We start from the raw sequence: 25,166 nt of genomic DNA, 5'->3' as shown, positions 1-25,166 counted from the left end.
AAAGCTTAAATTACAAATTTTCTTTAATTTCTTGTAAAGTTTCAAGAGGATAAAATCAAGCTGTATTTTGTAAATAAATTTTAAGGTTTTATGATGAAATTTTTGCTAGCTATCTTTTGTAGCCTGCTTTTAGCCTGTGCCAGCGCTGACCTGAACGCAAACAGTGAAAAAGATGATTTTGACGTTGAGTTTGAAGCAAAAAAAGATGTTTTTGACCCGCTTAGTGGCTATAACAGAGTGATGACAAATGTAAATGACTTTATCTACATAAACATGCTAACTCCAGTGGCAAAAGGCTACGCTTATGTCGTGCCATCCACAGCTAGGACGATGGTTGCAAATTTCTTTGACAACCTCCTTTTCCCAGTGCGTTTTGTAAATAACTTGCTTCAGTTTAAATTTCAAAACGCTGGCGAAGAGACTTTGCGATTTTTGGCAAATACGATAATTGGCTTTGGAGGGCTAACAGACGGAGCAAAATACTATGATCTAAAGGCTCACAACGAGGACTTTAGACAAACCCTTGGCTACTGGGGGCTTGGAAGCGGCTTTCACATCGTTTGGCCACTTATCGGACCATCAAATTTAAGAGATACTGGCGGCTTGGTCGGAGACTATTTTGCCGATCCTATTAGCTACGTTGATCCTATGCTTTTATCAATTGGCATCGAGTCTTATAGGACGTTTAATAGCTTTGCACAAGACCCAACAGCGTATGAAAAACTAAGAAAAGACGCGATCGATCTATATCCATTTTTACGCGATGCTTACGAGCAAAGACGCGATAAACTTATCAAGGAGTAAGTATGAAAATTTTTAAAATTATAGCGGCGATTTTACTTTTAGCAACTAGCCTTTTTGCTCTCTCAAAAGAGCAGATAAAGCCTGATATAGAGGCAAAAACTGTTAAAGTGATCGAGGTTTTAAAAAATGCAAATTTAGATGATAAAGCAAAGACAAAAGAAATTTTTGCTCTGCTTGATCCACTATTTGACTATAAACAGATGGCAAAGATTAGCCTTGGCAAACGCTACAACAGCCTAAGTGCTGACGAGCAAGCTAAATTTGACGCTGCATTTGAGCAAAAGCTAAAAAGCTCATATATCGACAAACTTTTAGGCTACAAAGACCAACAGATCCACATCACTGGAGAGAGTGAGCCTCAGAAAAATAGATACTGGCTCACATCAGAGCTTCTAAATGACGGCAAAAACTATGAATTTATCTATAAATTTTACGATGCAAAAGAGCGCGGTTGGCTCATTTATGACCTTGATATCGTTGGTGTGAGCATTATACAAACTTATAGAAGCCAGTTTGGCGATGTGCTAAATAATGCTGATTTCAACACGCTTTTACAAAAACTAAACGAAGCGGTTTTGCCTGATCAAAACAAAACTAATCCTTAATGCGACAAATTTTTAAATTTATCATTGCTAAAAACAAGCTTATTATCTCGCTTGTGCTAGTTCTAAGCGTAGTTTTTGGCTACCTTAGCACAAAGCTTAGCATTGACGCTTCAGCTGAGACCTTGCTACTTGAACATGACCCTGATCTAAAAGCTTATAGACAGATAGCAAAACGCTACGACTCGCCAGGGCTTTTGGTGGTCGCTTTTACCCCAAAAGATGATCTCTTTTCACCTAAAAATTTAGAGCTTATTAAAAATTTAAGCGACGAGCTAGCCAAAAACGATATGGTTAGCAGCGTCATCTCTATCTTAAACGTGCCGCTTCTAAATAGCGTAAAAGGCGGCGTGACTGGCATCTTAGAGCATACGCCAACGCTAAGTGATAGAGATATAAATATCTCAAAAGCAAAGCTTGAGTTTGCAAAAAGTCCCATTTATAGTGGAAATTTGATAAGCAAAGATCTAAAAACCACAGCGATCGCGCTAAATTTAAAGCAAGATGAGAAATTTAACGAGCTTTTAAATGAGCGAAATTTACTTAGTCAAAAAGAGTCAAACGGCACTATCACGCAGACTGAAAAAGAGAAATTTAAAGCGCTTTTAGCGGAGTTTAAAGCTTACCGAGATGAGCTTAGAAAGAGCGATCACAAAAACCTTGAAGCCATAAAGGCAGCCATCGCTAAATTTAACGCAAACGATGAGCTATTTTTGGGCGGTGCAAACATGATCGCTGATGATATGATAGGCTTTATAAAGAGCGATCTTTTGGTTTATGGGCTAAGCGTTTTAGCGCTTCTTAGCTTTAGTTTGTGGCTATTTTTTAGGCAGGTTAGATGGATCGTCTTACCGATGTTTATCTGCGCGGTAAGTGCTATTTTTACGACTGGGATTTTTGGTATGTTTGGCTGGGAAGTGACGGTCATTAGCTCAAACTACATCGCACTTCAGCTCATCATCACCATCTCAACAGTCATCCACCTAGTCGTTAGCTATAGAGAATTTTACGCAAGGCACCCAAAATATAGTCAAAACCAGCTCATCTACCTGACACTTCGTGACAAATTTTCTCCATCTTTTTGGGCGATATTTACAACTGTTATTGGCTTTAGCTCACTAATGAGTGCCGATATAAAGCCAGTTATCATGCTTGGCATTATGATGAGTGCTGGCATTAGCGTTTCACTTGTGCTTGCCTTTTTGCTATTTGGCGCGATAAATGTAAATTTAAAGAAGCTTGCCCCTGTTAGGACATTTGAAAATAGCTTTAAATTTACAAAATACTGCGCAAATTTAGCCCTAAACTCAAGAAAGATCATCTACGCAGTTTGCGTGCTAGTTGTCTGCTTTGGCGTCTATGGCATAAGCAAGATAAAGGTTGAAAATAGCTTCATTGGCTACTTTAAAGAGAACACACAGATCCGCCAGGGCATGCAGATTATCGACACAAAGCTTGGTGGCACGATCCCAGTTGATGTGATAGTTAAATTTAAAGAGAGCGAACCAAAACAAGAAAAAACTGACGAAAAAGACGACTTTGAAAGTGAGTTTGAAAACGATGCAAAGAGCGCGAAATACTGGTTTAACAGCTACCACACAAGAGTTGCAGAAAAAATTCACGACTATTTAAAAGAGCAAAATTTTGTAGGCAACGTAAGCTCTCTTGCAACGCTCATAAAGGCGATAAAGGAGCTAAATAACGGCGTTAGTGATGATTTTTTGCTAGCTGCGATGTATGAAAAACTACCACTTGAGTATAAAAAGATATTGTTAAGTCCTTATGTAAGCGTCGAAAACGACGAGCTTAGATTTAGCCTAAGGATCGTTGATAGCGATCCAAAGCTTAGACGAAATTTATTTCTAAAAGAGCTTAGAGAAGGGCTTTTAGAGCTAACCAAAAACGATAACGTAAGCATCGAAGTTGTCGGCATGATGGTGCTTTATAACAACATGCTTCAAAATTTACTTAGCTCGCAGGTTGATACATTTGGACTAACGGTTGCGATACTTTTTGTTATATTTTGCTTTGTTTTTAGAAGTATCAAGCTAGCGACCATCGCCATTGTTTCAAATTTGATCCCGCTTTGCACCCTTTTTGGCGTGATGGGATTTTTTGGCATTCCGCTTGATGTGATGAGCATTACGATAGCGGCAATTAGTATAGGCATCGGCGTTGATGATATCATCCACTACATCCACCGCTTCAAAGAGGAGCTGCTTACAAAAGATGTTTTTGAAAGCATCAAGGCTGCACATGCTAGCATAGGATACGCGATGTATTACACCTCATTTACCATTTTCCTTGGCTTTAGCGTGATGATAACTAGCAACTTTATACCGACTATTTATTTTGGTCTGCTGACCGATCTTGTTATGGTATTTATGCTGCTTGGCGCGCTCATTATCTTGCCAAGTTTGATAGCAAGCTTTGTGAAAAAGCGCGAGGTATAAATTTATTTGATAACTTTGATAAACGAATAGACATCAGCCACGCCATCAATGTGCTTAGCGTACCAAATGGCGTGCTTTTCTTGCTCGATGCTATCTACCACACCGCTAAAAACAACGTCACAGCCAACGATGCTAACACGCACATTTGTGCCCTCAACGACGCTATCTTTAAAGAGATTTTGCTTTAAATTTGCAAGAATGCTTAGGCTATCGCACGGATACTCGCTCTTTTTTACCCTAAGATAGGTGTAAATTTTTCGCACTCCGTCTGTGCTTTTTGCAAGCTCAACTAGCTTATCTCCTAGCTCTTTGCTATCAACAAGCCCTATGAGATAGGCATCGCCATAAAAGACCTCTATCTCGATGTCGATGTTGCTAAGCCCTTTTGAAAACAAAATTTTGCTTTGTAGCTTGCTTTGGATAAATTTATCACGTGAGATCGAGTAGATGCCGCGCTTGTCGCGAGAAATGGAGTATGCGTCATATACATTTAGCGGCGCTGTTGCTGGAGTGAGGACTGAGGAGCAAGAGCTAAAAAATAAGACCAAAAATGCAAAAACGCTAAATTTAGAAATCATAAATCCTTTTGTAATTTCAAAAAGTTTATAGAAAATGGGCTAAAATTTATCTAAATCTGCTAAAATAACACACACGGAGGATAAAGTAATCTGGTGATGCTCACGGGCTTCAAACCCGATGACTGGGCGGTTGACCGTCTGGTGGGGAGTTCGATTCTCTCATCCTCTCGCCACTTTTGCTTCTTTTAAATTTCTACTTTTTAAATTATCTGTTTTTATGATTTTAGGCGCAGTTAGCTAGTAAATTTTAAAAATAATGGTCGCAAATTTAAACCATGGTCTTTAAATTTAAAGTTTAAATTTTTATATCCAAAACGTGCGGTTCTTCGCTCTCTTCTTCGCTATCAAGCTCGTCCTTTAAGACATCTTCATCTTTAGCTTTTGCGTTTTGCTCTTCATTTTCAAACTCGCTCGCCTCTTCTTCGCTCTTTTGACGCTCGTGCTCTTTTTCAGGGTCTATTTTATATGACTCCTCCATCGGACGCACCTCTTTGATCTCCTCGTTTTGCTGGGTAGCTAGCTCAGATGCCATTAGCGCTTGCATGTCAAAGCGTGCTTGCTGGTTTGCATGCACCTGTGAGACGACTGGGGCGTTTTGGTTGATGAAGTTGCTGTTTCCTAAAGGTGTTACCGCCATTTTTAGCCTTTATTTATGATGATCGTTTTGTAGTTTGTGTAAGTGACATTTGCGCCATTTTCGCGCCTTAAATTTTCGCGTTTGGTGTAATCCACCTCGTATCTACCAGCCCCTTTTACGCTAAACTCCATGCAAAATTTAGCAGCCATTTCTAGCACGTCCTCTGGCACTTTGCTCTTGTTCGTTTTTATGATGACGTGAGCGCTTGGGGCGTCTTTTAGATGAAACCAGATGTCGTCTTTTTTAGCAAGATCAAGTAAATTTATATTGCCTTTTTCATTTCTGCCAACTAAAATTTTAAACTCTCTAACGTAAAAAATTTCAGCATTTTCGCTCACATCTTTTATCTGTCTCTCTCTTTGTTTTGCCTTGTTTTTTGGGCTTAAAATTTCAAGCTCGTAAGCACTTTTAGCCTCTTTTAAAAGCGACTTTAGCCCCTCATAAAACTCGATCTTTTCACTTAAATTTCTCTTTTCTATCTCCACTCCAAGGGCTTTTGCACGAAGTTTTTTTGATCTTGAGTAAAATTCATTTGCGCTATTTTTTGGCGTGTCGCTAAGAGTTAGTTTTATCTCATTGCCGTTAAAATCTTTCAGGCAAATTTCTCTCTCATAGCCCTTAAAATTTGCCAAATTTGCAAGCAAAAGTGTGCCGTAGTTTGCAAACTCCTCACTCTTTTTCATCAGCTCATCTTTATCCTCAAGCGAGTTTAAAATTTCACTCATGCTATCTATCTTTTTTTGCACGCTAGCAAGCTTTGCCTCTTTTAAGCTAGCTATCCTAGACTCGTTTATCCTAGCGGCTTCACTTTTAAAAAACTCATCAAAGTCCGTTATAGGCTCGCACGGCTTTTCTTTGATGGCGATGGCCGGCAGCTCTTTTAAAACCTCGCCAGTTTCTATCTTTCGGTAGCTATTGTCAATATGCCTTAGCGCCTCGATGATAACGTTATTTTTGTCAGTTATCACGGCGTTTGTAAAGCGGCCAGTAAATTCAAGATAGAGGATGAAATTTTCGCTTTTATATGAGCCACTTTGAGTGCAAGTAAATTTTAAAATTCTATTGTCTTTTAGGCACTCGACGCTTTTTATATGCGAAGCGTTAAAGCGCTTTTTTAAGACGTTGTCAAAGGGTGCTTGATAAATTTTCGCCTCTTTTAGCCCATCATCTTTATAGACCGCTGAGTTTGACTTATTTAGATCAAAGATGATCTTTTTGCCGCTAAATTCGATAAGTATAGCCATGTCGCTTACGCGCTTTGCTTGGCTTATCTTTTTAAATTTTGATAGATAACTTGCTATTTGAACTAAATGTGCGTACTTCATGCGGGGATTATATCAGAAATGTTGCAAAAATGTTTTAACGAAAGGCCCTAGCTGGTTTGCTAGGACCAAAATCACTAAAATTTGTTTTTAGCGACCTCTTTTACGATCTGATCAGCTATCTCATCGACCTCATTTGTGGCCTTGTTTGTTTGGTTTGCTACTTCAAGATTTTCTTTTGTTAGATTATCGATGTCGGCAACTAGCGTGTTTATCTGAGCGATCGCTATGGTTTGCTCATTTATCGCCGCACTCATATCGTCGATGTTTTGAGTTAGGATATTTGCATTTGCCTCGATCTCGCCAAGGCTCTTTTGAGTACGCTCGGCTAAATTTCTAACCTCATCAGCCACCACCGCAAAGCCCCTGCCATGCTCGCCCGCACGTGCTGCTTCTATTGCAGCGTTAAGGGCTAGTAAATTTGTCTGATCGGCGATGTCGTGGATGATGGTGATGATATTTTTTATCTCCTCAGACTGCCTTTTGACATCGTCTGATCTTGCATTTACCTGCCTCATAGACGCGCTCATTTGCTCAACTGCAGCAGCGCCTTCAGATAGTGACGTAGCGCTCTTGTTTGCCTTAGTGGTAAGCTCCTGCATGTAGCCTTTTAGCACCTTTGCGCGGTCTTCTAGTAGTTTTGCGACATCTTCATTATCTTTTAGCATCTGCGCGATCTTATCGCCAAGTGCGTCGATACCTTTTGCGATGACACCCTCGTCGTTTATCCTAGCAGTAAAGTCGTTTTTAAAGTAAATTTCTAGCGCTTTTAAGATGTCGTGCTCATTTGAAGCGATATTTGTCTTTAGTGAGTCACGTAGATCGCCAAATGCCTCTTTTAGTTTAAGCAGAGCTTGGCTATTTGTCGTCGCTTCAAGCGTTGCTCTAAAGTCGCCGCCTTTTATCTTGCTTACAAATTCTTGCGTTTTAGCTAGAAATTCGCGCTCGCTATTTAAATTCTCTTTTGTGCTTTCTATATTTTCATTGATGATAGCAGCCATAACGCCTAGCTCGTCGCTTGTTTTTAGCTTGATAGGTTCGACGTTTGAAGTTTTGTTATTTATAAATTTAAAGACTTCGATTAGGCCATTTTGTATCGTTAGAACTGGTCTTAAGAAGTATCTAACGACCACGATGATAGCTATGATGACTGAGATCAAAAACAGACTAAACATCAAAATTTGCTTATTTGAAGCACTTTGAATTTCAGCCACAAACTCATCAGCGTCAGCCACTATACAGACGTTCCAGCCTGTTAGCTTTTGGTTTTGGCAGTAGATGACATTTCTCATACCGTTATGGAAAAATAGCGAAACCTTGTCGCCTTCTATGCTCTTTTTCATATTTTCTTTGATGAGGCTTTTGTAGTTTTCATCTTCTTTTGTGATCAAATTTATATCAGGATGAACTATCACTTTGCCGTTGTCATCGGCGATCATGATGTTTGAAGTTTTAGTTGTTTTTATCTCTAAAAGCTCCTGGCTAAGGCCGTTTAAAAAGATATTTGCGCCGATTACCGCTACAAGCTTATGGTTGCTATCAAAGATAGGAGCGTAAGCTGTGATGGTTAAATTCTTTGTCGTGACATCGATGTATGGCTCTGAAAATCCAGGCTTGCCGCTGCTGCTTGCACCCTGAAACCAAGCCCTCGTGCGACCATCAAAATTTGGTATCAAAAATGGCTGATTGTTTTTCAAAAGATCAGTCTTGATGACGTTGCCGTTATCTGCATAGCCCACAAATAGCGCGTCAAATGGCGAAATGACAAACGCACCCTTTAGCGCCTCAGCTATATCGTCCCTGTTAGCGTAGAGTTTTTTATCCTCGAGCTCTTTTGCAAAGGTTTGCACCATGTGAAGTCTTGACTTTAAAAACTCATCGACAAAGTACATCGTCGATTTTAGCCCAGTTTTGCGCACATTGTTGTAGGACTGAATTTTTTCCGATTTGGAATTTGAGTAGTTTATGCTAAAAAATATGCCTATGCCTATTAGCATCCAAGCTGTCAGCAAAAAGGCTATCTTGTTAGACAAGCTAGAAAATAGTCTCTTCATCTTAAATCCTTTTAAAATTTTCGGCGTATTTTATAATAAAAGTTAAACAATATCTCTTAATTTTTATTTTTAAGAAAAAATGGCAAAAAGTAGCTAAATAACGCTTGTTATGATAAATTTTGCTAAATTTTATTAATTTAATTATCCAAAGTAATAAACATAGTATTTTAGGGATTTAGAATGAAATTTAAGGCTAAATTTGACGTTGAATTTATTTTAATTGCTTAAATTATAATTTTAAAATATATAAATAATAAAATTAGTATTTTTATGGTGATTGTGAAATTTTCATAAATATAATGTAAATTAATTCATAAAAAATTAAATTTCAATTTTATATAATGATAACGATTTTTAAAATGATTAATTTTTAAAGGAGAATAATTGAGTAAATTTCGCATTAGTATCGCACTTTGTTTAGTGGTTTCGGCTTTAAATGGCGCTGATGTAAATTTAGAAGGAGTTAGTGTAGAAGATAGCGCAGATGATGGTTATAGGGCGACAACGATCGAAGTTGGCAAGACAAATACACCCATCCTTGAGATACCACAAACTGTAAATGTCGTGACGGCTCAGCAGCTAAAAGACAAAAAGCCAGAGACGCTAGCAGAGAGCCTTCAAAACGTGAGTGGCATAAGCTATGGCAACACAACAGGCGGTATTTTTGACTCGATCATAAAGAGAGGTTTTGGTGGCGGACGTGACGGCTCTATAATGCGAAATGGTGTACCAGCTAGCGTCATGCATAGCTTTAACAAAACCGTAGAAAGCGTTGAGGTGTTAAAAGGTCCAGCTAGTTTGCTTTACGGCGCACAAGAACCAGGTGGCATCATAAACATGGTAACCAAAAAGCCAAAATATGACTTCGAAAACGAAATTTGGGCTGGTCTTGGCAACCGCAACTACTGGAACACAGGCTTTGACACCACAGGGCCGATCGCAGATAGTGGCTTTGCGTATAGATTTATATTTGATACGATGAAAAAGAACTATTGGAGAGAGTTTGGCGAGTATAAAAACGTCCTTTTTGCACCATCGCTATCATACAAAGGCGATGACTACCGCATAAATTTCGCCTACACTCACACTCGCTCAACCGATCCGATCGACCGAGGCATGTATCTCGTCCCAAACACTGGAAAGCTACTGCCTATAGATAAGAAAAGACGACTTGACGAGCCATTTAATAAGCTAAAAACAAAGCTTGACACTGCTGATATAAATTTTGAGAAAAATATCGGTGAAAACTGGATGCTAAAGGGCGCTTATGCCTTTTCTCGTTCTCGTCATGAGTATGGTCACATCAGACTAATGAACGTAAATTTAAACACTGGCGTTGCATCCAGACGAAATGAGGCGTATGACGGCTTTATCCACCGCACTCACGCTGGATCACTAAATTTAAATGGCTATGTCAAAACAGGCGAGTTAGAACACAACTTGCTCTTTGGCATCGATACAAAGGAGTACTACCGCTATAGACCAGGTGCGCTAAATAGCTATAGCTCTGGCACGACGCAAAGAAATTTCCCTATAAATATCTATAACCCAGTTTATGGCACGGTCGCCTATCCGACTGATAGAGCCTCAAGTATCCAGTATCAAAAGCTAAAAACGATCGGATTTTACGCGCAAGATAGCATAAATTTAACCCAAAATTTGATCTACTCTTTAGGAGCCAGATACGAATACTATGACCAAGTCGCTCGCGGCACAACTAGCGGGCCAAACACCACTGATCAGCAAGACGGCAAATTTACGTGGCAAACAGGGCTTTTATATCTACTAACGCCCGAGTGGTCGGTATATACCAACTACGCACAAAGTTTCAACCCGCAAATGGCTATTAGTGGCTCAGACATCGGAGATATAAAGCCAGAAGAGGGCAAGAGTATAGAGTTTGGATCTAAATTTCAAAACGATAGCATAACAGCAAGTGCAGCAGTTTTTAACATCAATAAGAAAAATATCATGCGCACCGTAGATGGCGTGAGTACGCCAGTTGGCGAGGCGCGCTCTAGAGGATTTGAGTTTGATTTTAATGGTCGTGTAACGCAAGGGCTAAGTCTTGGCGCTAGCTACGCATACACTAAAACTGATGTGCGAAAAGATAGTGGCGCCTATGCAGTACTCGTTGGCAAACCGCTTGAAGCCACGCCAAAGCATCAAGCAAGCCTCTTTGCTAACTATGACTTTAGCCATCTTGGCGCAAAAGGGCTAAGGATCGGCGGTGGAGCTAGGTATTTTGGCTCGTGGTATACATACTATATGAGGACAAATTTACCTGCAGTGCCAGCAGGAACAGCCTTTAAGATAAATAGCGCGGTTGTTTATGACGCTTTTATCAGCTATGATACAAAGATCGCAGGCTATGAGACAAATTTCTCATTTAATGTCAAAAACCTAACCGATAAGCTCTACTACACATCTTCATCGACTGGCACGCAGGCAAATATCATACCGATACAGCCAGGCTATGCTAGGCAGTTTATGCTCACCGCATCGGTTAAATTTTAAATTTGCTGGGCCTTTTGGCTTGGTGAATTTTCTTTAAATTTAGCTATTTTTGTTAAAATCGCCTCAAAATTTAAAGGAAATTTATGAAACAAACCATCACCGAGAAAATATTTTCAGATCACGTTGGCAAAGAGGTAAGCGCAGGAGAGATCATCGAAAGCAAGATCGATATGATCATAGGTAACGACATCACGACGCCTATCTCGATCAAGCAGTTTGAGCGAAGTGGCGCGACAAAGCTAGCTAACCCAGACGGCTTTGCCATCGTGATGGACCACTACATCCCGACAAAGGACATCCTAAGCGCAAATCAAGCCAAAATTTCACGCGAATTTGCCTACAAACACGACCTTAAAAACTATTTTGACGAAAAAGATATGGGCATCGAGCACGCGATTTTGCCTGAAAAAGGGCTAGTCATCCCAGGCGACGTCATCATCGGTGCAGACAGCCACACCTGTACGCACGGCGCTCTTGGAGCCTTTAGCACCGGCATGGGTAGCACCGACCTAGCTTATGCGATGATCACTGGCAAAAACTGGTTTAAAGTGCCTGAGAGTATCAAAGTCGTCTTTAAAGGCAAGCTTGATAAGCACGTTTATGGCAAGGATCTCATCCTTGAGATCATCCGCCAAATAGGCGTTGATGGCGCACTTTACAAGGCGCTTGAGTTTAGCGGTGAGGTGATAGAGGGCCTTAGCATGGATGATAGATTTTCAATGTGCAATATGGCGATCGAAGCTGGCGCAAAGAGCGGTATCATCGCAGTTGATGAGATCACAAAAGAGTTTTTAAAAGATAAAAATTTACGCGATAAACCAAAATTTTTCTACTCAGACGAGGGCGCAAAATACGACAAAATTTTAGAGATAGATGTCACAAATCTTGATCCAGTCATCGCATATCCATTTTTGCCAAGCAACGGCAAGAGCGTAAGGCAGGCGGTTCGCGACGATCTAGCTATCGATCAGGCATTTATCGGCTCATGCACAAATGGCCGTCTAAGCGACCTTCGCATAGCAGCGCAAATCCTAAAAGGTAAAAAAGTAGCTCGCAAAACAAGGCTCATCATCACTCCAGCGACGCAAAAGATCGCAAGAGCTGCTGAAAAAGAGGGGCTTATCGATATTTTCATCGAAGCAGGAGCGGTTGTGAGTAACCCAACATGTGGTGCTTGTCTTGGCGGATATATGGGCATTTTAGGCGCAAATGAGCGCTGTATCTCAACGACAAATAGAAATTTCGTCGGTCGTATGGGCGATAGAACGAGTGAAATTTATCTAGCTAACTCGGCAGTTGTGGCGGCTTCAGCGATAGCAGGTAAAATCGCCGATCCAAGAGACTTATAGGCGTTAGCTTTTAAGTATCTTTGAATGAGTTAGAAATTTTCACACTTCGATAAACTATATGTTTTATCTTGTGTGAAAATTTCGTCACAACATCCAAATCTATCTTAAAATCTTGCCGCTCTAGGATTGTTTATATAATCAAATAAAGTTTAAAAGCGTTTCTTCTAAAAAATGCTTTATTCTTTTTACAAGTAAAATTGATTTAAATTTTTAATACTTTTTGAAATATCAAAGAAATTTGAAGAGTTTGTATAAAATAAATTTAACCGGCAAATCCAGCTATTTTGCAAATTTACCGGCTTTTTTAGCGCATTAAAACGCTGTTATAGTTGCCAAAAGTCCAAAGATTATACCTGGTAAGTTTGCAGCAGAAAGTGGATAGTCTTTTTTAGCTTTTAGCAAGCCGTAACTTGTCCAGATCGTGCAGTTTAGCGCAGCAGCTAGCGGCTGAATAAAAGGCGTTTTGTTGCCATCAAGGTTACCCATTATTTGTGGGATGTACGAAATATACATAATAACCGATAGGCACGTACCTATCCAACCTAAAATTTGCAAATTTCTTTCACTCATGTTATCTTCTTTAAAAGTAAGCAGTTATTTTTTAGTTTTATGATTAGCGAGGTAAAAATTATTTTATCTGCTAGAAAGCAACCCTTGCTTTGGCAAAAGCACTTTTTTGAAAATTTAAGGCAAAGCTTTTATAAAGTGATAATAAATTTAAAACAAGATGAGTTAGAAAATTTGGTTATACTTTTGTAATTTTTAAAATTTAAAAGGATAAAAATGCAAACTTGCGTCATTTTAGCAGGTGGCAAGAGCTCGCGCATGGGGCAGGATAAGACCTTGCTGCCATTTGGTGGCTTTGAAACGCTTACGCACTATCAAGTCTCTAAATTTAGCAAAGTCTTTGATGAGGTTTTTGTAAGCTCCAAATTTGAGAAATTTAACCCACCTCTAAAGCTCATAAAAGATGAGAGTAGTGAGGATTTTTCGCCGATGCTAGCGCTTTACTCTGTGCTAAAAAGCTTTGATCACAGCGTCTTTATCATCCCAGCTGATATGCCATTTTTTGAGCCTTCTAGCCTTGATGAGCTAGCTAAATTTAAAGATGAATTTGATATGGTTGTGGCTGGCGATGATGAGCATATTCACTCGCTTTGTGGCTTTTTTAGCCCAAGCTTAGCCCCATTTGCGCATGAGCTTTACCTAAAAAATGAGCACAAAATCGGACTTTTACGAAAAAGCTGCAAGTGCAAGATAGTAAATTTTGAAAATAAAGAGCAGTTTTTTAACGTAAATTTCCCAGAAGAATACAAAATAGCAAATGAAAAGATGAAAAATGAGTAAATTTACATTGCTTTTAAGCCTTAGCCTTACATTTTTGATGGCAAGCAGGACAGATGACTTTAAAAGGGCGCAAGAGCTTGAGCAAAGTGGCGATATAAAGGCTGCGATGCAAATTTATAAAGAGCTTGCCAAAGGCTCTTTAGGCGAGCAAGAAGCGGTGCAAAATGCGCAAGCAAGCGAGCCAGCACCAAGTGATGCGAAGCTAAAGCAGGCTGATCTTTTAAGAGATAAAAGCGATAAAAATTTACAAAATGCACTTGGCATCGAGCTTTATAAATTTAACTACCTTTTGCCAGTAACTTACGCTAAAACTGTCCCAGATGATGGGCGAAAGAGCGTTGAGACGAAGTTTCAAATAAGCCTTGCAAAGCCGCTATTTTACGACGTTTTTGGTCTTAGAGAGAGCCTTGTGGCAGCATATACGCAGACCTCTTGGTGGCAGATAACAAAAACTTCAGCTCCGTTTCGTGAGACAAACTATCAGCCTGAAATTTTCTTAAATTTTGCCTCTCCAAAATACCTAGAGCAAATAGGCGTGAAAAACCTAAAATTTGGACTTTTACATGAGTCAAACGGACGAGATGGCACCAACTCAAGGAGCTGGAACAGAGCCTACGTGCAAGGTGACTTTGTCTATGGAGATTTAACCATCTCGCCAAGAGTTTGGAGTGTGATCGGCGAAAAGAACGACAATAAAGAAATTTTAAACTACATCGGACATGGAGATCTAAGGCTTAGTTACAAGCTAAATGATCAAATTTTTAGCTTGATGCTAAGAAATAACTTACATTTTGATAAAACAAATAAAGGTGCAGCTGAAATTTCATATATGTTTCCGATATTTTCAAGCGGCGTTTATGGCTATTTGCAGTATTTTACAGGATACGGTGAGAGTTTGATTGATTATGATAGGCACACTGACAAGATTGGTCTTGGCTTTGTTATTTTAAAATAGCCTTAAAAATTTAATCTTATAAAGTGGCTAAATTTGGGCAGATTAAGTAAATTTTAGATAAATAACGAAAAAAATTTAACTAATAGAAAAACTTAAAAATATTAGAAAAAATATAAGCAAATTTTGCTAAAATCACTAGCAAAATCTCACAATAAAGGAGTTTTCATGAGCGGTATAGCTTTGATTGTCTGTTTTGTTATAGCAATCATCCTTATGATCGTTATGATCTCAAAGTTCAAGGTGCATCCATTTTTGGCACTTATGAGTATATCTTTGGTGCTCGCGATCGTCGCAGGTATCGATCTATCCAAGATCCCAGCGATGATAGGCGTTGGTTTTAGTGGCACATTTAAGAGCATCGGCATCGTCATCATCTTTGGAACGATCATCGGCACAGTGCTTGAAAAAACGGGAGCTGCGCTAAAGCTAGCTGACATGGTCGTAAAGCTAGTCGGACAAAGACGCCCTGAGCTTGCCATGCTTATAATGGGCTGGGTTGTTGGCATACCAGTATTTTGCGATAGCGGTTTTGTCGTCTTAAACTCTATCCGCGAGGCACTTTATAAGAAAATTTCAGCAAGCCCAGTTGCTATGTCAGTAGCACTTAGCGGCGGTCTATACGCTTCTCACGTCTTCATCCCGCCAACTCCTGGCCCGATAGCCGCTGCTGGCACACTTGGACTTGGAGGGAATTTACTTCTTGTCATCATCATGGGTACAGTAGTTTCGGTGCCTGTTTTGGTAGCTGTTTATTTCTTTTCAAAAAGCATCGCTAAAAGCGTAACTATCAGCGATAAAGAGGCTGACGCTACGATAACAGCGAGCTACGAGGAGCTTTTAAATAAATTTGGCAAATTGCCAAGCGGATTTTTAAGCATCGCACCTATCATCATGCCTATCATTTTCATGGCGGTTGGCTCTGTGATCGACGTTTTGGCAAAACAAGGCATGCTTGATAAAGCTGCGCTCTTGCCAAAGATATTTTTATTTTTAGGTAACCCTATCATCGCCCTTGCTATCGGCGTGATCTTTTGTGTATTTTTACTAGCTGAAACTAAAAAGATGAGAGAATTTGACCATATAACAAACGAATCATTAAAGATCGCAGGTCCTATACTCTTTATCACCGCAGCTGGCGGCGTTTTGGGCAACGTCATTACTGAGGCTGGCTTTGTAAATTTCATAAAAGAAAATGCCTCAACTATAAAAGCGATAGGAATTTTCTTCCCATTTATCATCTCAGCCGTGCTAAAAACCGCTCAGGGAAGCTCAACTGTGGCTATCATCACGACAGCCTCTATCATGGGCGCATTTAGCGCTGACAACTCGCTCATGCACACACTTGGCTTTACGAGCGAAATTTCAGCCGCACTTTGTGTCATGGCGATAGCATCTGGTGCGATGTGTGTATCTCACGCAAACGACAGCTACTTCTGGGTCGTGACAAACTTTAGTAAGATGACGGCAGATCAAGGATATCGCACACAAACAGCGATGACATTTATCATGGGCGTTGTTGGAATGATCAGCGTTTATATACTATCTTTGGTGCTTTTATGAGAATTTTGGTTGCGATTGATTCATTAAAAGGCTCGCTAAGCTCGCTTGAAGCGGGCCTTGCTATAAAAGAAGCCCTTGAAGACTTTTGCGACGTCGTAGTAAAGCCAGTAGCTGACGGCGGTGAGGGCAGCGTGGAGGCTATGGCTGACGCGCTTGATGCGAAATTTATAGATACCATCGTCAAAAACCCGCTTGGCACTGAAATTTTAGCTAGATATGCCCTAAAAGACGACCTTGCCATACTTGAGATGTCAAGCGCTTCAGGACTTACTCTCATAAATCCTGATGAGAGAAATCCTATGAAAACTAGCACATTTGGCTTTGGTCAGATGATAAAAGATGCCATTGGCAAGGGTGCTAGGAAATTTATCATAGGTATTGGCGGAAGTGCGACAAACGACGCTGGCATAGGTATGCTAAGTGCTCTTGGCTTTAAATTTTATGATAAAAATGGCGCTTTGCTTGAGGGCAAAGGCGAGGATTTGGCTCAAATTTGCGACTTTTCAGATGAAGAGGCTATAAAAGAGCTAAAAGAGTGCGAATTTCTAGTAGCCTGTGACGTGGATAATCCACTCTACGGACAAAAGGGCGCAGCCTACGTCTATGCTCCACAAAAGGGCGCAAATGGCCGCATGGTAAAGCAGCTTGATGACGGGCTAAAGCACTTTGCAAGCCTTGTAAAAGAGAAAAATGGCACCAAATTTCACACGCAAAAGGGCGCTGGAGCAGCTGGCGGACTTGGCTTTGCTTTTGTGGCATTTTTGGGAGCGAAGCTCAAGCCTGGCATCGAGATCATCACGCAGACCATCGCACTTGAAGATGAGATCAAAAAGGCTGATCTTGTCATCACTGGCGAGGGACGCATGGACTTTCAAAGCACAATGGGCAAGACCCCAACAGGCGTGGCAAAGCTAGCTAAGAGGCATCATAAGCCAGTCATCGCGCTTGCTGGAAGCGTGCAAAGATGTGCCAAAGACTGCCATAAACACGGCATAGATGCCTATTTTTGCATACTAAATGAGCCAATGAGTCTTGAAGAAGCCATGCGAAAAGATAATGCCCTTAGAAATTTAAAGATGACCGCCGAGCAAGTCATTCGCCTTTATATGCTAAATCACAAAGCATAATTTTAAAAAAGATAGAAGTTAAATTTCTATCTTTTTCTCCCAAAATTTAACTTCAAATTTTACTCACAAAGTGCTACAAAAATTCTCAAAATTTAATACATTTTGCAAAAATATAAAATAAACTTTAGAAAAAAAATTTACTATGTTAAAATAAGAAAAACTTCTAAAAAGAAAGGAGAATTTCTTATGCAACAGACCCTAAACTCTCGTCGCAGCTTCATCACAGCTGCAGGACTGTTTTTCGCTACGACTGCGCTAAAGGCAGCACCAAAGGACTTTGGCGGTAGTGGCGTTCGCTACGGCATGGCGATAGATCTAACAAGATGTGTCGGCTGTCAGTCATGTACTATGAGCTGTATGTTGGAAAACGACGTTCAACCAGGTGCTTTTAGGACCATCGTTTCTGAGTACGAGGCAAAAGATAAAAGCGGTAAAATGGCGGTCATTGCGTCACTTCCAAGACTTTGCAACCACTGCAACAAGCCAGCCTGTATCGACGTTTGTCCAACTGGCGCAAGCTACCAAAGAAGCAACGGCATCGTAAAGATCGACACAAAAGAGTGCATAGGCTGTGCGCTTTGTGTGGAGGCCTGTCCATATCACGCAAGATATCTTAGCTTGCATACCTACAAGGCCGATAAATGCACCTTCTGCGACCACAGACTAAGAGCGGGACTTCAGCCAGCATGCGTAGAGAGCTGTGTGGGTGGCAGCCGTATAATAGGCGATCTTAACGATCCTAACTCAAATATCAGAAAATTTCTAGCCACGCATGAGACTATGGTCATAGATAGCCCTAAAAATACAAATCCACAGGTGTTCTACCACGGCGTCAGCGAAATTTTGGCTAAAAACGATAAGAAACTCGAGCTTGAAAACGGATACCAAAAGGTTATCAGCTGGAGCGAAGAGATAGCGCAGTAAAGGAAATAAGTAATGCAAAGAAGAGAATTTTTAAAAAGATCAGCCGTACTATCAACGGTAACCGCAAGCGCTGTGCTAGCAGACGGCGAAAAAGACGACTACAAACCGCAGTCAAACTCACTAGAGCCTGAATTTAGCGTAAAAGATGGCAAAATTTCACTTAACGACGGACATAGCGTTGTCTTTTCAATGTGCCACGGCTGTACGACAAAGTGTGGCATAAGGCTTCACGTAGATGATAAAAACGACAAAGTTTTAAGATGTAGCGGCAACCCATACCACCCACTATCAAACGTACACTGGGCAAATTTTGACACATCGATAAATGACGCTTTGCTTGCCACAACACTAAGCGGCGAAGATGAAAAGCGAGCCACAGTTTGCGCTAGAGGGGCGATCTTGCCTGAGATGATAGACTCACCAGCAAGGATACTAACTCCGCTAAAAAGAGTTGGCAAAAGAGGCGAGGGCAAGTGGAAGAGCATAAGCTTTGAGCAGCTAGTAGAAGAGGTAGTAGAGGGCGGAGATCTCTTTGGTGAGGGGCACGTGGACGGACTAAGAGCGATATATAGCGACGAGCTAATCGACAGCGAAAACCCAGAGTACGGCACCAAGCGTAATCAATTTTTAAGCTTTTACCTATATGACGGACGCTCTGATATCGTCGATCGCTTTGTCAAAAAGTCATTTGGCACTATAAATCACTACTCACACGGCGGAATTTGCGGTGGCGGCTTTAGGGTCGGTGGTAAGATCACGCACAACTCAAAGGGTTTTGCACACACAAAACCAGACTATGAAAACTCTAAATTTGTTATCTACTGGGGCACTTCGCCGTCAAATGGTGGCAACCCTTTCCAAAAACAGGCAAAAATGCTCTCTTACGCAAGAGGCACTAGAGATGACTTTAGCTACGCAGTGGTCGACCCAAGCGTTACAAATGCTGTAAAATACGCCTCTTCAGACAAAGGCCGCTGGATAGCGATAAAGCCAGGCACCGACTCAGCTCTAGCCATGGCGATGATACGCTGGATCATAGAAAATGAAAAATACGCTACAAACTACCTTATCCAGCCAAATTTAGACCAAGCAAAACTTGCAGGCGAGATACACTGGTGTAACGCCACACATCTAGTCATCACCGAAAAAGGCCACAAAGACTACGGTAAATTTGCACTTATTAATAACGAGTGGCAGGTCTGCTCGCAAGATGGCAAGATACAAAGCTACAAGGTAAATGAACCAGCCAAACTCTACTACAAAGGTAAAATTTTAGTAGACGGCAAAAAAGTCGAGGTAAAAAGCTCAATGCAGCTTTTAAAAGAGTCAGCTTATAAGCACAGCCTAGATGAGTACTCAAAAATTTGCGGTGTTAGCGTTGAAGATATCATCTGGCTTTGCGAAAATTTCACCAAAAATGGCAGACAGGTGAGCACAAACGTGCATGGCGGTATGATGCATACGCAAGCTGGTATGACTACTTTTGCGATCCTTTGTCTAAATACGCTAATGGGCACTTACGGCTACAAAGGTGGTAACGTCAATGCAAGTGCCGGCACACACGAGTTTTTAAAGGGCAGATATGACCTTGAGAACTTTGAGGGTGCATATAAGCCAAATGGTCTAAATTTATCAAGATCAGGCAAATACTACGAAACAAGCTCTGAGTATAAGCGCAAAGTAGCAGCTGGCGGCAGCGGCTATCCATCAACTCAGCCATGGTATCCTATCTCTATGCCACTTGTAAACGAAACGCTTACGAGTCACAAGGCTGGCTACCCATACAAAGTAAAAGTTTTCATAAACTACATGACAAACGTACTTTACGGCCAAGCAGGCCTTGAAAGAGCGGTCTTAGACGCACTAAAAGATAGTAAAAATTTACCACTTTTCGTGGGTATCGACGCCTTTATGAACGAGACAAACGCCTATGCTGACTACATCGTGCCAGACGGGGTAAATTTAGAAAACTGGGCGCTTCCAAACTCTCTTTGGGGAACGATCGCTAAAACTTCAGTCGTGCGCTATCCGGCCGTTAGCTCAAAGCAGGCAAAGGATAAAAACGGCGGCGTGATCGACGTTGAGGCGTTTTATATATCCGTAGCAAAGAGGCTTGGACTAAAAGGCTTTGGTAAAAATGCCTTCAAAGACAAAGACGGAAATTTCATGGACCTTGACGTAAAAGAGCAGTATTACGCGGCTGCACTAGCAAATTTAGCCTTTGACGGCGAGGGCGTGAAAGATATAAGCGACGAGGATAAAAAGCTTAGTAAGATATCAAGAGTGATGACAAAACTCGATCCTTATCTAAAAGACGAAGAGAAGCCAAAAGTAGCGCACGTGCTAGCAAAAGGCGGTAGATATGATAGCTACGAGAGCGCGTACAAGGGCGATAAAGCAACCGTAAAAGTGCCAGCGCCTACACCAGCTTCTATCTACTATGAGCCACTTGGCGGACACAGACACTCAGTAACTGGCGAATATATGCCAGGAGTGCCAAGTCTGATGTTGCCAGTAGCAAGTGACGGCACGCCGCTTGAGAAATTTTTCCCACGCTCTGAGTGGAAATACACAGTTAGCTCAAGAAAGTCAAATATCCAGCACTTCTACACATTTGTTAGCCCAAGGCTAAGAGCCGTTCATCCTAGCAACTTCGTAAGGATAGCGCCAGACGTAGCGAGCGAGCAGGGCATTCGCTCAGGTGATAAGGTCAAAGTGACTACGCCTTATGGAGCGCAGGTTGGCAAGGCATTTGTAACTGACGGCGTTGCTAGCGGGGTTATCAGCATAGAGCATGGATTTGGCCATGATGAGTTTGGTATAAGAACGCACATCGTCGATGGAAAGCCAGCTTTTGGGATAGCAAATTTAGAAAAAGGGGTCAATCACAACAAGCTTGGACTTCTTGATCCAAAAAGAAATGGCGAATTTAGCCTAAATGACTGGCTAGTCGGTACTTGTGCTAGACAAGCACTTCCTGCAAAGATAAGAAAGATAGGCTAGTTTGATAAATTTGGCGAGCAGAGTAAAATTTACTTGCCAAATTTCACTTTCGTGCGGCTTTTTGTTCGTGTGTCGTAAATTTAGATACAGAGTAAGCTTTTAGACTGCTTATAAGCTAAAAATTCTCACATATTTATAACGGCTTCATAGTTAAATTTGATGTTTTAAATTTGCATGGGTTAAATTTGGTATTGCTAGTTTGCTTCGGTTTTGAGCGTTTTCATTTGCCAAGTCCTCAGCCACTTTTGCTGCAAGTTTTAGCTTGTCACTATCAAAGTGTGTGTAAATTCGCGAGGTGTTTAGGCTTGCATGCCCAAGGGCTTCTTGCACTAGTGTTAAGCTTTTTTCTAATTACGACCAAGAGAAATTTAAAAGGTAGGCTTAAATTTAAATATAAAAACTATAAAAGCTTAAGCACATATCCATTTTCAACGGCTTCAAGCTTATATTTATGCATCTTATCAAGCTCTAAAACCACTCTGAAATACTTGTCATGCCAGCCGATTATGACGTTTTTAAAAGTTTCGTTTTCAAGCTTTAAATTTCTAGTTTTAAAGCTTCTTGGAGGTTTTGCAAAGTCAAGCACGATCTTGTTTTTCTCGTAGGCGAAGTGTTTTAAATTTTTAGCTTTTGTGATGATATTTAGCTCTTTTTCATGTGTTAAAAAGCTCACAAATCCTAAGAATTTAACCTCTTTTTCGCTGCTTTTTATCTCTTGAACAGGCTTTGAGGCTGGCTCAATCTTTACTTCGACTACCTTTTGTTCGGGCTTAGCTGACTCTTTTACTTTTTTTGTATCAAGGTCGATCACCACGACGTTTGGAGTTGGCACATCTGAGCTTTTATTTCTATCTTTGTTTGAAATTTTAGTCTCATTTTTTTCTATTATGACTGGCGTACTAACCTTTTGAGCTGGCACCTCTGCCATCGTGACAGAAACGTCTAGTTTTTTAGCTGCGACTGGTTCTGGATTTTTCATCTTGCTTAGGGCAAATTCATCGTTCCAGTCGATAGTTTTGTTTATATCGGTTAGTCTTTTTTCTTTTATGCTGCCGTCATTTGCTCTGTATCTTATGGTGACATCAAGCAAAAGCATCGCATCACTTGGAAATTTAAACGAGAGCGAGTTGAAACTGTCATATTTTTCTACGACGTTTGTCGTCATAACGCTTGTGTTTAGCTCGCTAATAGGCATAAATGGGTTTTCTCTGGCGCATAAGCTCGCAGTCAAGATAGATAAAACTAACCAAATTTTCTTCATCGTTCCTACTTTTTATTAGAGTCTGGCTCAAGGCCTTGTAGTTCAAAATAATCTTTTTGCAGACGTGCATTCATCTTTTTTAAAATTTCCACGTCCTCGCTAAGCCTCTCTTTTTTGCTCTGAAGGCTTAGCATCACGTCAAGTGAGCGTTTGCCAAACATCATATTGCCCACGTAAAAGGCAAACATAGCCACGCAAATGGTGGCTATGACGTAGCGTAATGTCGGCCGAACAAATTTTACGATTTTATGAAATATGCCATCTTCTTTGCCATATTCATCTAAAATTTCGCTCAAATATTATCCCCTAAAAACTCACCCGCCTCAAGCTCGATCTCAAGCAAGCGGTTGTATTTCGCGTTGCGCTCGCTTCTTGAGGTGGCACCTGTCTTTATCTCGCCAGTGTTTAGAGCGACTGCGAAGTCAGCGATAAACGCATCTTCGCTCTCGCCGCTTCTGTGGCTCATTATGCAGCGGTAGCCGTTTCTTTGAGCAAGGCGGACAGTTTGCATAGTTTGCGTGACTGAGCCTATTTGATTTGGCTTGATTAAGATTGCATTTGCTATGTTTTTCTCGATGCCCTCGCGTAAAATTTTCTCATTTGTGACAAAGAGGTCGTCGCCAACTAGCTGCACCTTGCTACCAAGCCTTTTTGTAAGCTCAGCCCAGCCGCTCCAGTCATCCTCGCTAAGGCCATCTTCGATAGAAAATATCGGATATTTTTCGCAAAGTTTTTCATAGTAGCTAATGAGCTCGTCGCTGCTAAATTTCTTGCCTTCAAGCTCGTATTTGCCGTCTTTGTAAAGCTCGCTTGAAGCGACGTCAAGGGCTAGCTTTATCTGGCTGCCTAGCTCATATCCAGCCTCTTTTACAGCTTGTGAGATCAGCTTTAGTGGCTCTTCGTTGTCTTTTAAATTTGGAGCAAAACCGCCCTCGTCGCCAACAGCAGTGCTGTGTCCGGCTGCGTTTAGGATAGATTTTAGCTTGTGGTAAATTTCAGTTGCAGCTCTTAGTGCCTCGCTAAATGTGCTAAAGCCAAATGGCATGATCATAAATTCTTGAAAATCAACGCTATTATTTGCATGTGCGCCGCCATTTATGATGTTAAACATCGGCACTGGCAAGATGCTAGCGTTTGCACCGCCAAGGTAGCGATAAAGCGGGATATTTAGGCTCTTTGCAGCTGCGCGAGCTACCGCCATAGATACGCCAAGGACAGCGTTTGCGCCTAAATTTGAGTAGTTGTGCGTACCATCAAGCTCAAGCATCTCCGCATCGACTGCCTTTTGATTGTAAGCATCAAGTCCTATCACTGCTTCAGCGATCTTTTCATTTACGTTTGAAACAGCCTTTAAAACGCCTTTGCCAGCATATCTCTCGTCTTTGTCACGAAGCTCTAGCGCCTCGCGCTTACCAGTGCTTGCGCCACTTGGTACGATCGCGCTTGCCTCGGTGCCGTCGCTTAGTCTAACTGTCGCACGAACTGTTGGGTTGCCTCTGCTGTCTAAAACCTCGTGAGCTTCTACATCTTCAATAAATACCATTATTCATCTCCTGCTTCGTTTGTGTCGTCGTCTTCGTCTTTTGCGCCGCTGCTTATTAGGTGATCTATACCCATTGAGCCTTTGATCGCCGCTACTATCTCGTCAGAAATTTCTGGGTGCTCTTTTAGGTAGGCTTTGGCGTTTTCTCTGCCTTGACCTAGTTTTTCAGCCTTGTAGCTAAACCACGCGCCTGATTTGTCGATGATGTCGAGCTTTACGCCATAGTCGATGATCTCGCCCTCTTTGCTCACACCCTCGCCAAACATGATGTCAAATTCAGCCACTTTAAATGGAGGCGCGACCTTGTTTTTAACGACTTTTGCCTTTGTGCGGTTGCCGATAGGCTCGTCATTTTGTTTAAGTGTGGCTATCTTTCTGACATCGATTCTTACAGATGAGTAAAATTTAAGTGCATTACCGCCAGTTGTGGTCTCTGGCGTGCCATATCCCATCATACCGATCTTCATACGAATTTGGTTGATGAAGATAACAGTCGTCTTCATCTTGCTTAAAATTCCAGTTAGCTTTCTAAGCGCCTGGCTCATTAGTCTTGCTTGCAGGCCAACGTGCTGATCGCCCATATCGCCGTCTATCTCGCTCTTTGGAGTAAGAGCAGCCACACTATCAACTACGATAAGATCGATCGCACCGCTTCTTGCAAGTGTCTCAACGATCTCAAGTGCCTGCTCGCCAAAGTCAGGCTGAGAGACGTAAAGATTGTCGGTATTTACGCCTAAATTTGAAGCGTATTTTACGTCTAGTGCGTGCTCTGCATCGACAAATGCACAAATTCCGCCAGCTTTTTGCGCTTCAGCGATGATGTGAAGTGTGAGCGTAGTCTTACCAGAGCTCTCTGGTCCGTATATCTCGATGATCCTGCCTTTTGGGACGCCGCCTATGCCAAGAGCCAGATCAAGCCCTAGCGAGCCAGTCGGTATCGACTCGATAGCCTCAACCTCTTTGTCGCCAAGTCTTAAAAGCGTGCCTTTGCCAAAAGCTTTATCGATCTGCTTTAGCGCAAGCTCGAGCGCCTTTTTCTTGTCCGCTTCGCTCTCTGGGATAGCTATCTTTTTGTCACTATCTTTTTCTTTTGCCATTTTTTACCTTATAGTTGAAATTTGGCTTGATTT

20 protein-coding genes, 1 tRNA gene and 2 pseudogenes are annotated in these 25,166 nt (G+C 41.3%); 12 read left to right on the top strand and 11 right to left on the bottom strand.

Features of this window, described 5'->3' with window-relative positions; all coding sequences use genetic code 11:
- Window positions 1–93: 93 nt before the first annotated feature.
- Genes F3G98_RS00965 through F3G98_RS00955 form a run of 3 tightly spaced genes read left to right on the top strand, consistent with a single transcriptional unit; the run spans window position 94 to window position 3,859 of the window.
- Window positions 94–804: an MlaA family lipoprotein gene (locus tag F3G98_RS00965; protein ID WP_149725630.1), complete on the top strand. Its 711-nt coding sequence runs from the start codon at window positions 94–96 to the stop codon at window positions 802–804.
- 2 nt (window positions 805–806) lie between these two features.
- Window positions 807–1,409, top strand: a complete 603-nt coding sequence (locus F3G98_RS00960) for a Tgt2/MlaC family protein (protein ID WP_103598764.1) — start codon at window positions 807–809, stop codon at window positions 1,407–1,409.
- A complete protein-coding gene (locus F3G98_RS00955; protein WP_149725629.1) occupies window positions 1,409–3,859 on the top strand; it encodes an efflux RND transporter permease subunit in 2,451 nt (816 codons plus the stop codon). Before F3G98_RS00960 ends, F3G98_RS00955 begins: the two co-directional genes overlap by 1 nt.
- Before the next feature lie 2 nt (window positions 3,860–3,861).
- Here F3G98_RS00955 and F3G98_RS00950 read toward each other — a convergent pair whose 3' ends face one another.
- Window positions 3,862–4,437, bottom strand: a complete 576-nt coding sequence (locus F3G98_RS00950) for a BON domain-containing protein (RefSeq protein ID WP_103589888.1) — start codon at window positions 4,435–4,437, stop codon at window positions 3,862–3,864.
- Between the two features lie 75 nt (window positions 4,438–4,512).
- Here F3G98_RS00950 and F3G98_RS00945 point away from each other — a divergent pair.
- Window positions 4,513–4,610 (top strand) — tRNA-Sec (locus F3G98_RS00945).
- 122 nt (window positions 4,611–4,732) lie between these two features.
- Here the strand turns inward: F3G98_RS00945 and F3G98_RS00940 are convergent.
- The 4 genes and pseudogenes from F3G98_RS00940 to F3G98_RS11005 form a co-directional block, all read right to left on the bottom strand.
- The gene (locus F3G98_RS00940; RefSeq protein WP_149725628.1) at window positions 4,733–5,074 is read right to left on the bottom strand and encodes a hypothetical protein; all 342 of its coding nucleotides are present in this window, start codon (window positions 5,072–5,074) and stop codon (window positions 4,733–4,735) included.
- A 2-nt stretch (window positions 5,075–5,076) separates the two neighbouring features.
- Entirely contained in the window at window positions 5,077–6,399 is a 1,323-nt protein-coding gene (locus tag F3G98_RS00935; RefSeq protein ID WP_149725627.1) for an NFACT RNA binding domain-containing protein, read from the bottom strand.
- A 74-nt stretch (window positions 6,400–6,473) separates the two neighbouring features.
- Entirely contained in the window at window positions 6,474–6,998 is a 525-nt protein-coding gene (locus F3G98_RS11010) for a methyl-accepting chemotaxis protein (protein ID WP_103575376.1), read from the bottom strand.
- 615 nt (window positions 6,999–7,613) lie between these two features.
- Window positions 7,614–8,393 (bottom strand): annotated as a pseudogene (locus F3G98_RS11005) (cache domain-containing protein); the annotation flags it as partial.
- A 441-nt stretch (window positions 8,394–8,834) separates the two neighbouring features.
- Between F3G98_RS11005 and F3G98_RS00925 the strand changes: the two are divergent.
- Both F3G98_RS00925 and leuC read left to right on the top strand, forming a co-directional pair.
- Window positions 8,835–10,967: a TonB-dependent siderophore receptor gene (locus F3G98_RS00925; protein WP_149725625.1), complete on the top strand. Its 2,133-nt coding sequence runs from the start codon at window positions 8,835–8,837 to the stop codon at window positions 10,965–10,967.
- Between the two features lie 83 nt (window positions 10,968–11,050).
- Complete coding sequence (gene leuC, locus F3G98_RS00920) at window positions 11,051–12,316, top strand: 3-isopropylmalate dehydratase large subunit (RefSeq protein ID WP_149725624.1); 1,266 nt, start codon at window positions 11,051–11,053, stop codon at window positions 12,314–12,316.
- Between the two features lie 312 nt (window positions 12,317–12,628).
- On the opposite strand, the gene F3G98_RS00915 is transcribed toward leuC, so the two are convergent.
- Window positions 12,629–12,886 (bottom strand): SemiSWEET family transporter, encoded by a 258-nt coding sequence (locus F3G98_RS00915; protein WP_149708428.1) that lies wholly within the window; start codon window positions 12,884–12,886, stop codon window positions 12,629–12,631.
- Between the two features lie 213 nt (window positions 12,887–13,099).
- On the opposite strand from F3G98_RS00915, the gene F3G98_RS00910 reads away from it, so the two are divergent.
- The 6 genes from F3G98_RS00910 to F3G98_RS00885 all read left to right on the top strand — a co-directional run bounded on the left by F3G98_RS00910 (window position 13,100) and on the right by F3G98_RS00885 (window position 21,232).
- A complete protein-coding gene (locus F3G98_RS00910) occupies window positions 13,100–13,663 on the top strand; it encodes a molybdenum cofactor guanylyltransferase (RefSeq protein WP_149725623.1) in 564 nt (187 codons plus the stop codon).
- Window positions 13,656–14,618, top strand: a complete 963-nt coding sequence (locus F3G98_RS00905; RefSeq protein ID WP_107944701.1) for a phospholipase A — start codon at window positions 13,656–13,658, stop codon at window positions 14,616–14,618. The genes F3G98_RS00910 and F3G98_RS00905 overlap by 8 nt, the downstream gene beginning before the upstream one ends.
- A gap of 165 nt (window positions 14,619–14,783) precedes the next feature.
- Window positions 14,784–16,178, top strand: coding sequence for a GntP family permease (locus tag F3G98_RS00900; protein WP_149725622.1), 1,395 nt, complete (start codon window positions 14,784–14,786; stop codon window positions 16,176–16,178).
- Complete coding sequence (locus tag F3G98_RS00895) at window positions 16,175–17,305, top strand: glycerate kinase family protein (RefSeq protein ID WP_149725621.1); 1,131 nt, start codon at window positions 16,175–16,177, stop codon at window positions 17,303–17,305. The genes F3G98_RS00900 and F3G98_RS00895 overlap by 4 nt, the downstream gene beginning before the upstream one ends.
- A gap of 186 nt (window positions 17,306–17,491) precedes the next feature.
- Window positions 17,492–18,229, top strand: coding sequence for a 4Fe-4S dicluster domain-containing protein (locus tag F3G98_RS00890; RefSeq protein WP_103607761.1), 738 nt, complete (start codon window positions 17,492–17,494; stop codon window positions 18,227–18,229).
- Between the two features lie 12 nt (window positions 18,230–18,241).
- Window positions 18,242–21,232, top strand: a complete 2,991-nt coding sequence (locus F3G98_RS00885; RefSeq protein ID WP_149725620.1) for a molybdopterin dinucleotide binding domain-containing protein — start codon at window positions 18,242–18,244, stop codon at window positions 21,230–21,232.
- 222 nt (window positions 21,233–21,454) lie between these two features.
- Here the strand turns inward: F3G98_RS00885 and F3G98_RS00880 are convergent.
- The 5 genes and pseudogenes from F3G98_RS00880 to recA all read right to left on the bottom strand — a co-directional run.
- Window positions 21,455–21,580: pseudogene (locus tag F3G98_RS00880) on the bottom strand (integrase); the annotation flags it as partial.
- Window positions 21,581–21,632: 52 nt separating this feature from the next.
- On the bottom strand, window positions 21,633–22,493 hold the full coding sequence (locus F3G98_RS00875; RefSeq protein WP_103607763.1) for an AMIN domain-containing protein: 861 nt from the start codon (window positions 22,491–22,493) through the stop codon (window positions 21,633–21,635).
- A 5-nt stretch (window positions 22,494–22,498) separates the two neighbouring features.
- Entirely contained in the window at window positions 22,499–22,681 is a 183-nt protein-coding gene (locus F3G98_RS10955; RefSeq protein ID WP_178140078.1) for a hypothetical protein, read from the bottom strand.
- 104 nt (window positions 22,682–22,785) lie between these two features.
- Entirely contained in the window at window positions 22,786–24,036 is a 1,251-nt protein-coding gene (eno, locus tag F3G98_RS00865) for a phosphopyruvate hydratase (RefSeq protein ID WP_002940828.1), read from the bottom strand.
- A complete protein-coding gene (gene recA / locus F3G98_RS00860) occupies window positions 24,036–25,133 on the bottom strand; it encodes a recombinase RecA (protein WP_002940852.1) in 1,098 nt (365 codons plus the stop codon). Before recA ends, eno begins: the two co-directional genes overlap by 1 nt.
- Window positions 25,134–25,166 lie beyond the last annotated feature (33 nt).

Source organism: Campylobacter concisus, assembly GCF_902460895.1.
In the GTDB taxonomy this organism is placed as follows: Bacteria; Campylobacterota; Campylobacteria; order Campylobacterales; family Campylobacteraceae; genus Campylobacter_A; species Campylobacter_A concisus_BC.
The sequence above is the reverse complement of the archived record's forward strand: the minus strand, read 5'-3'. Positions and strand labels throughout refer to the sequence as shown.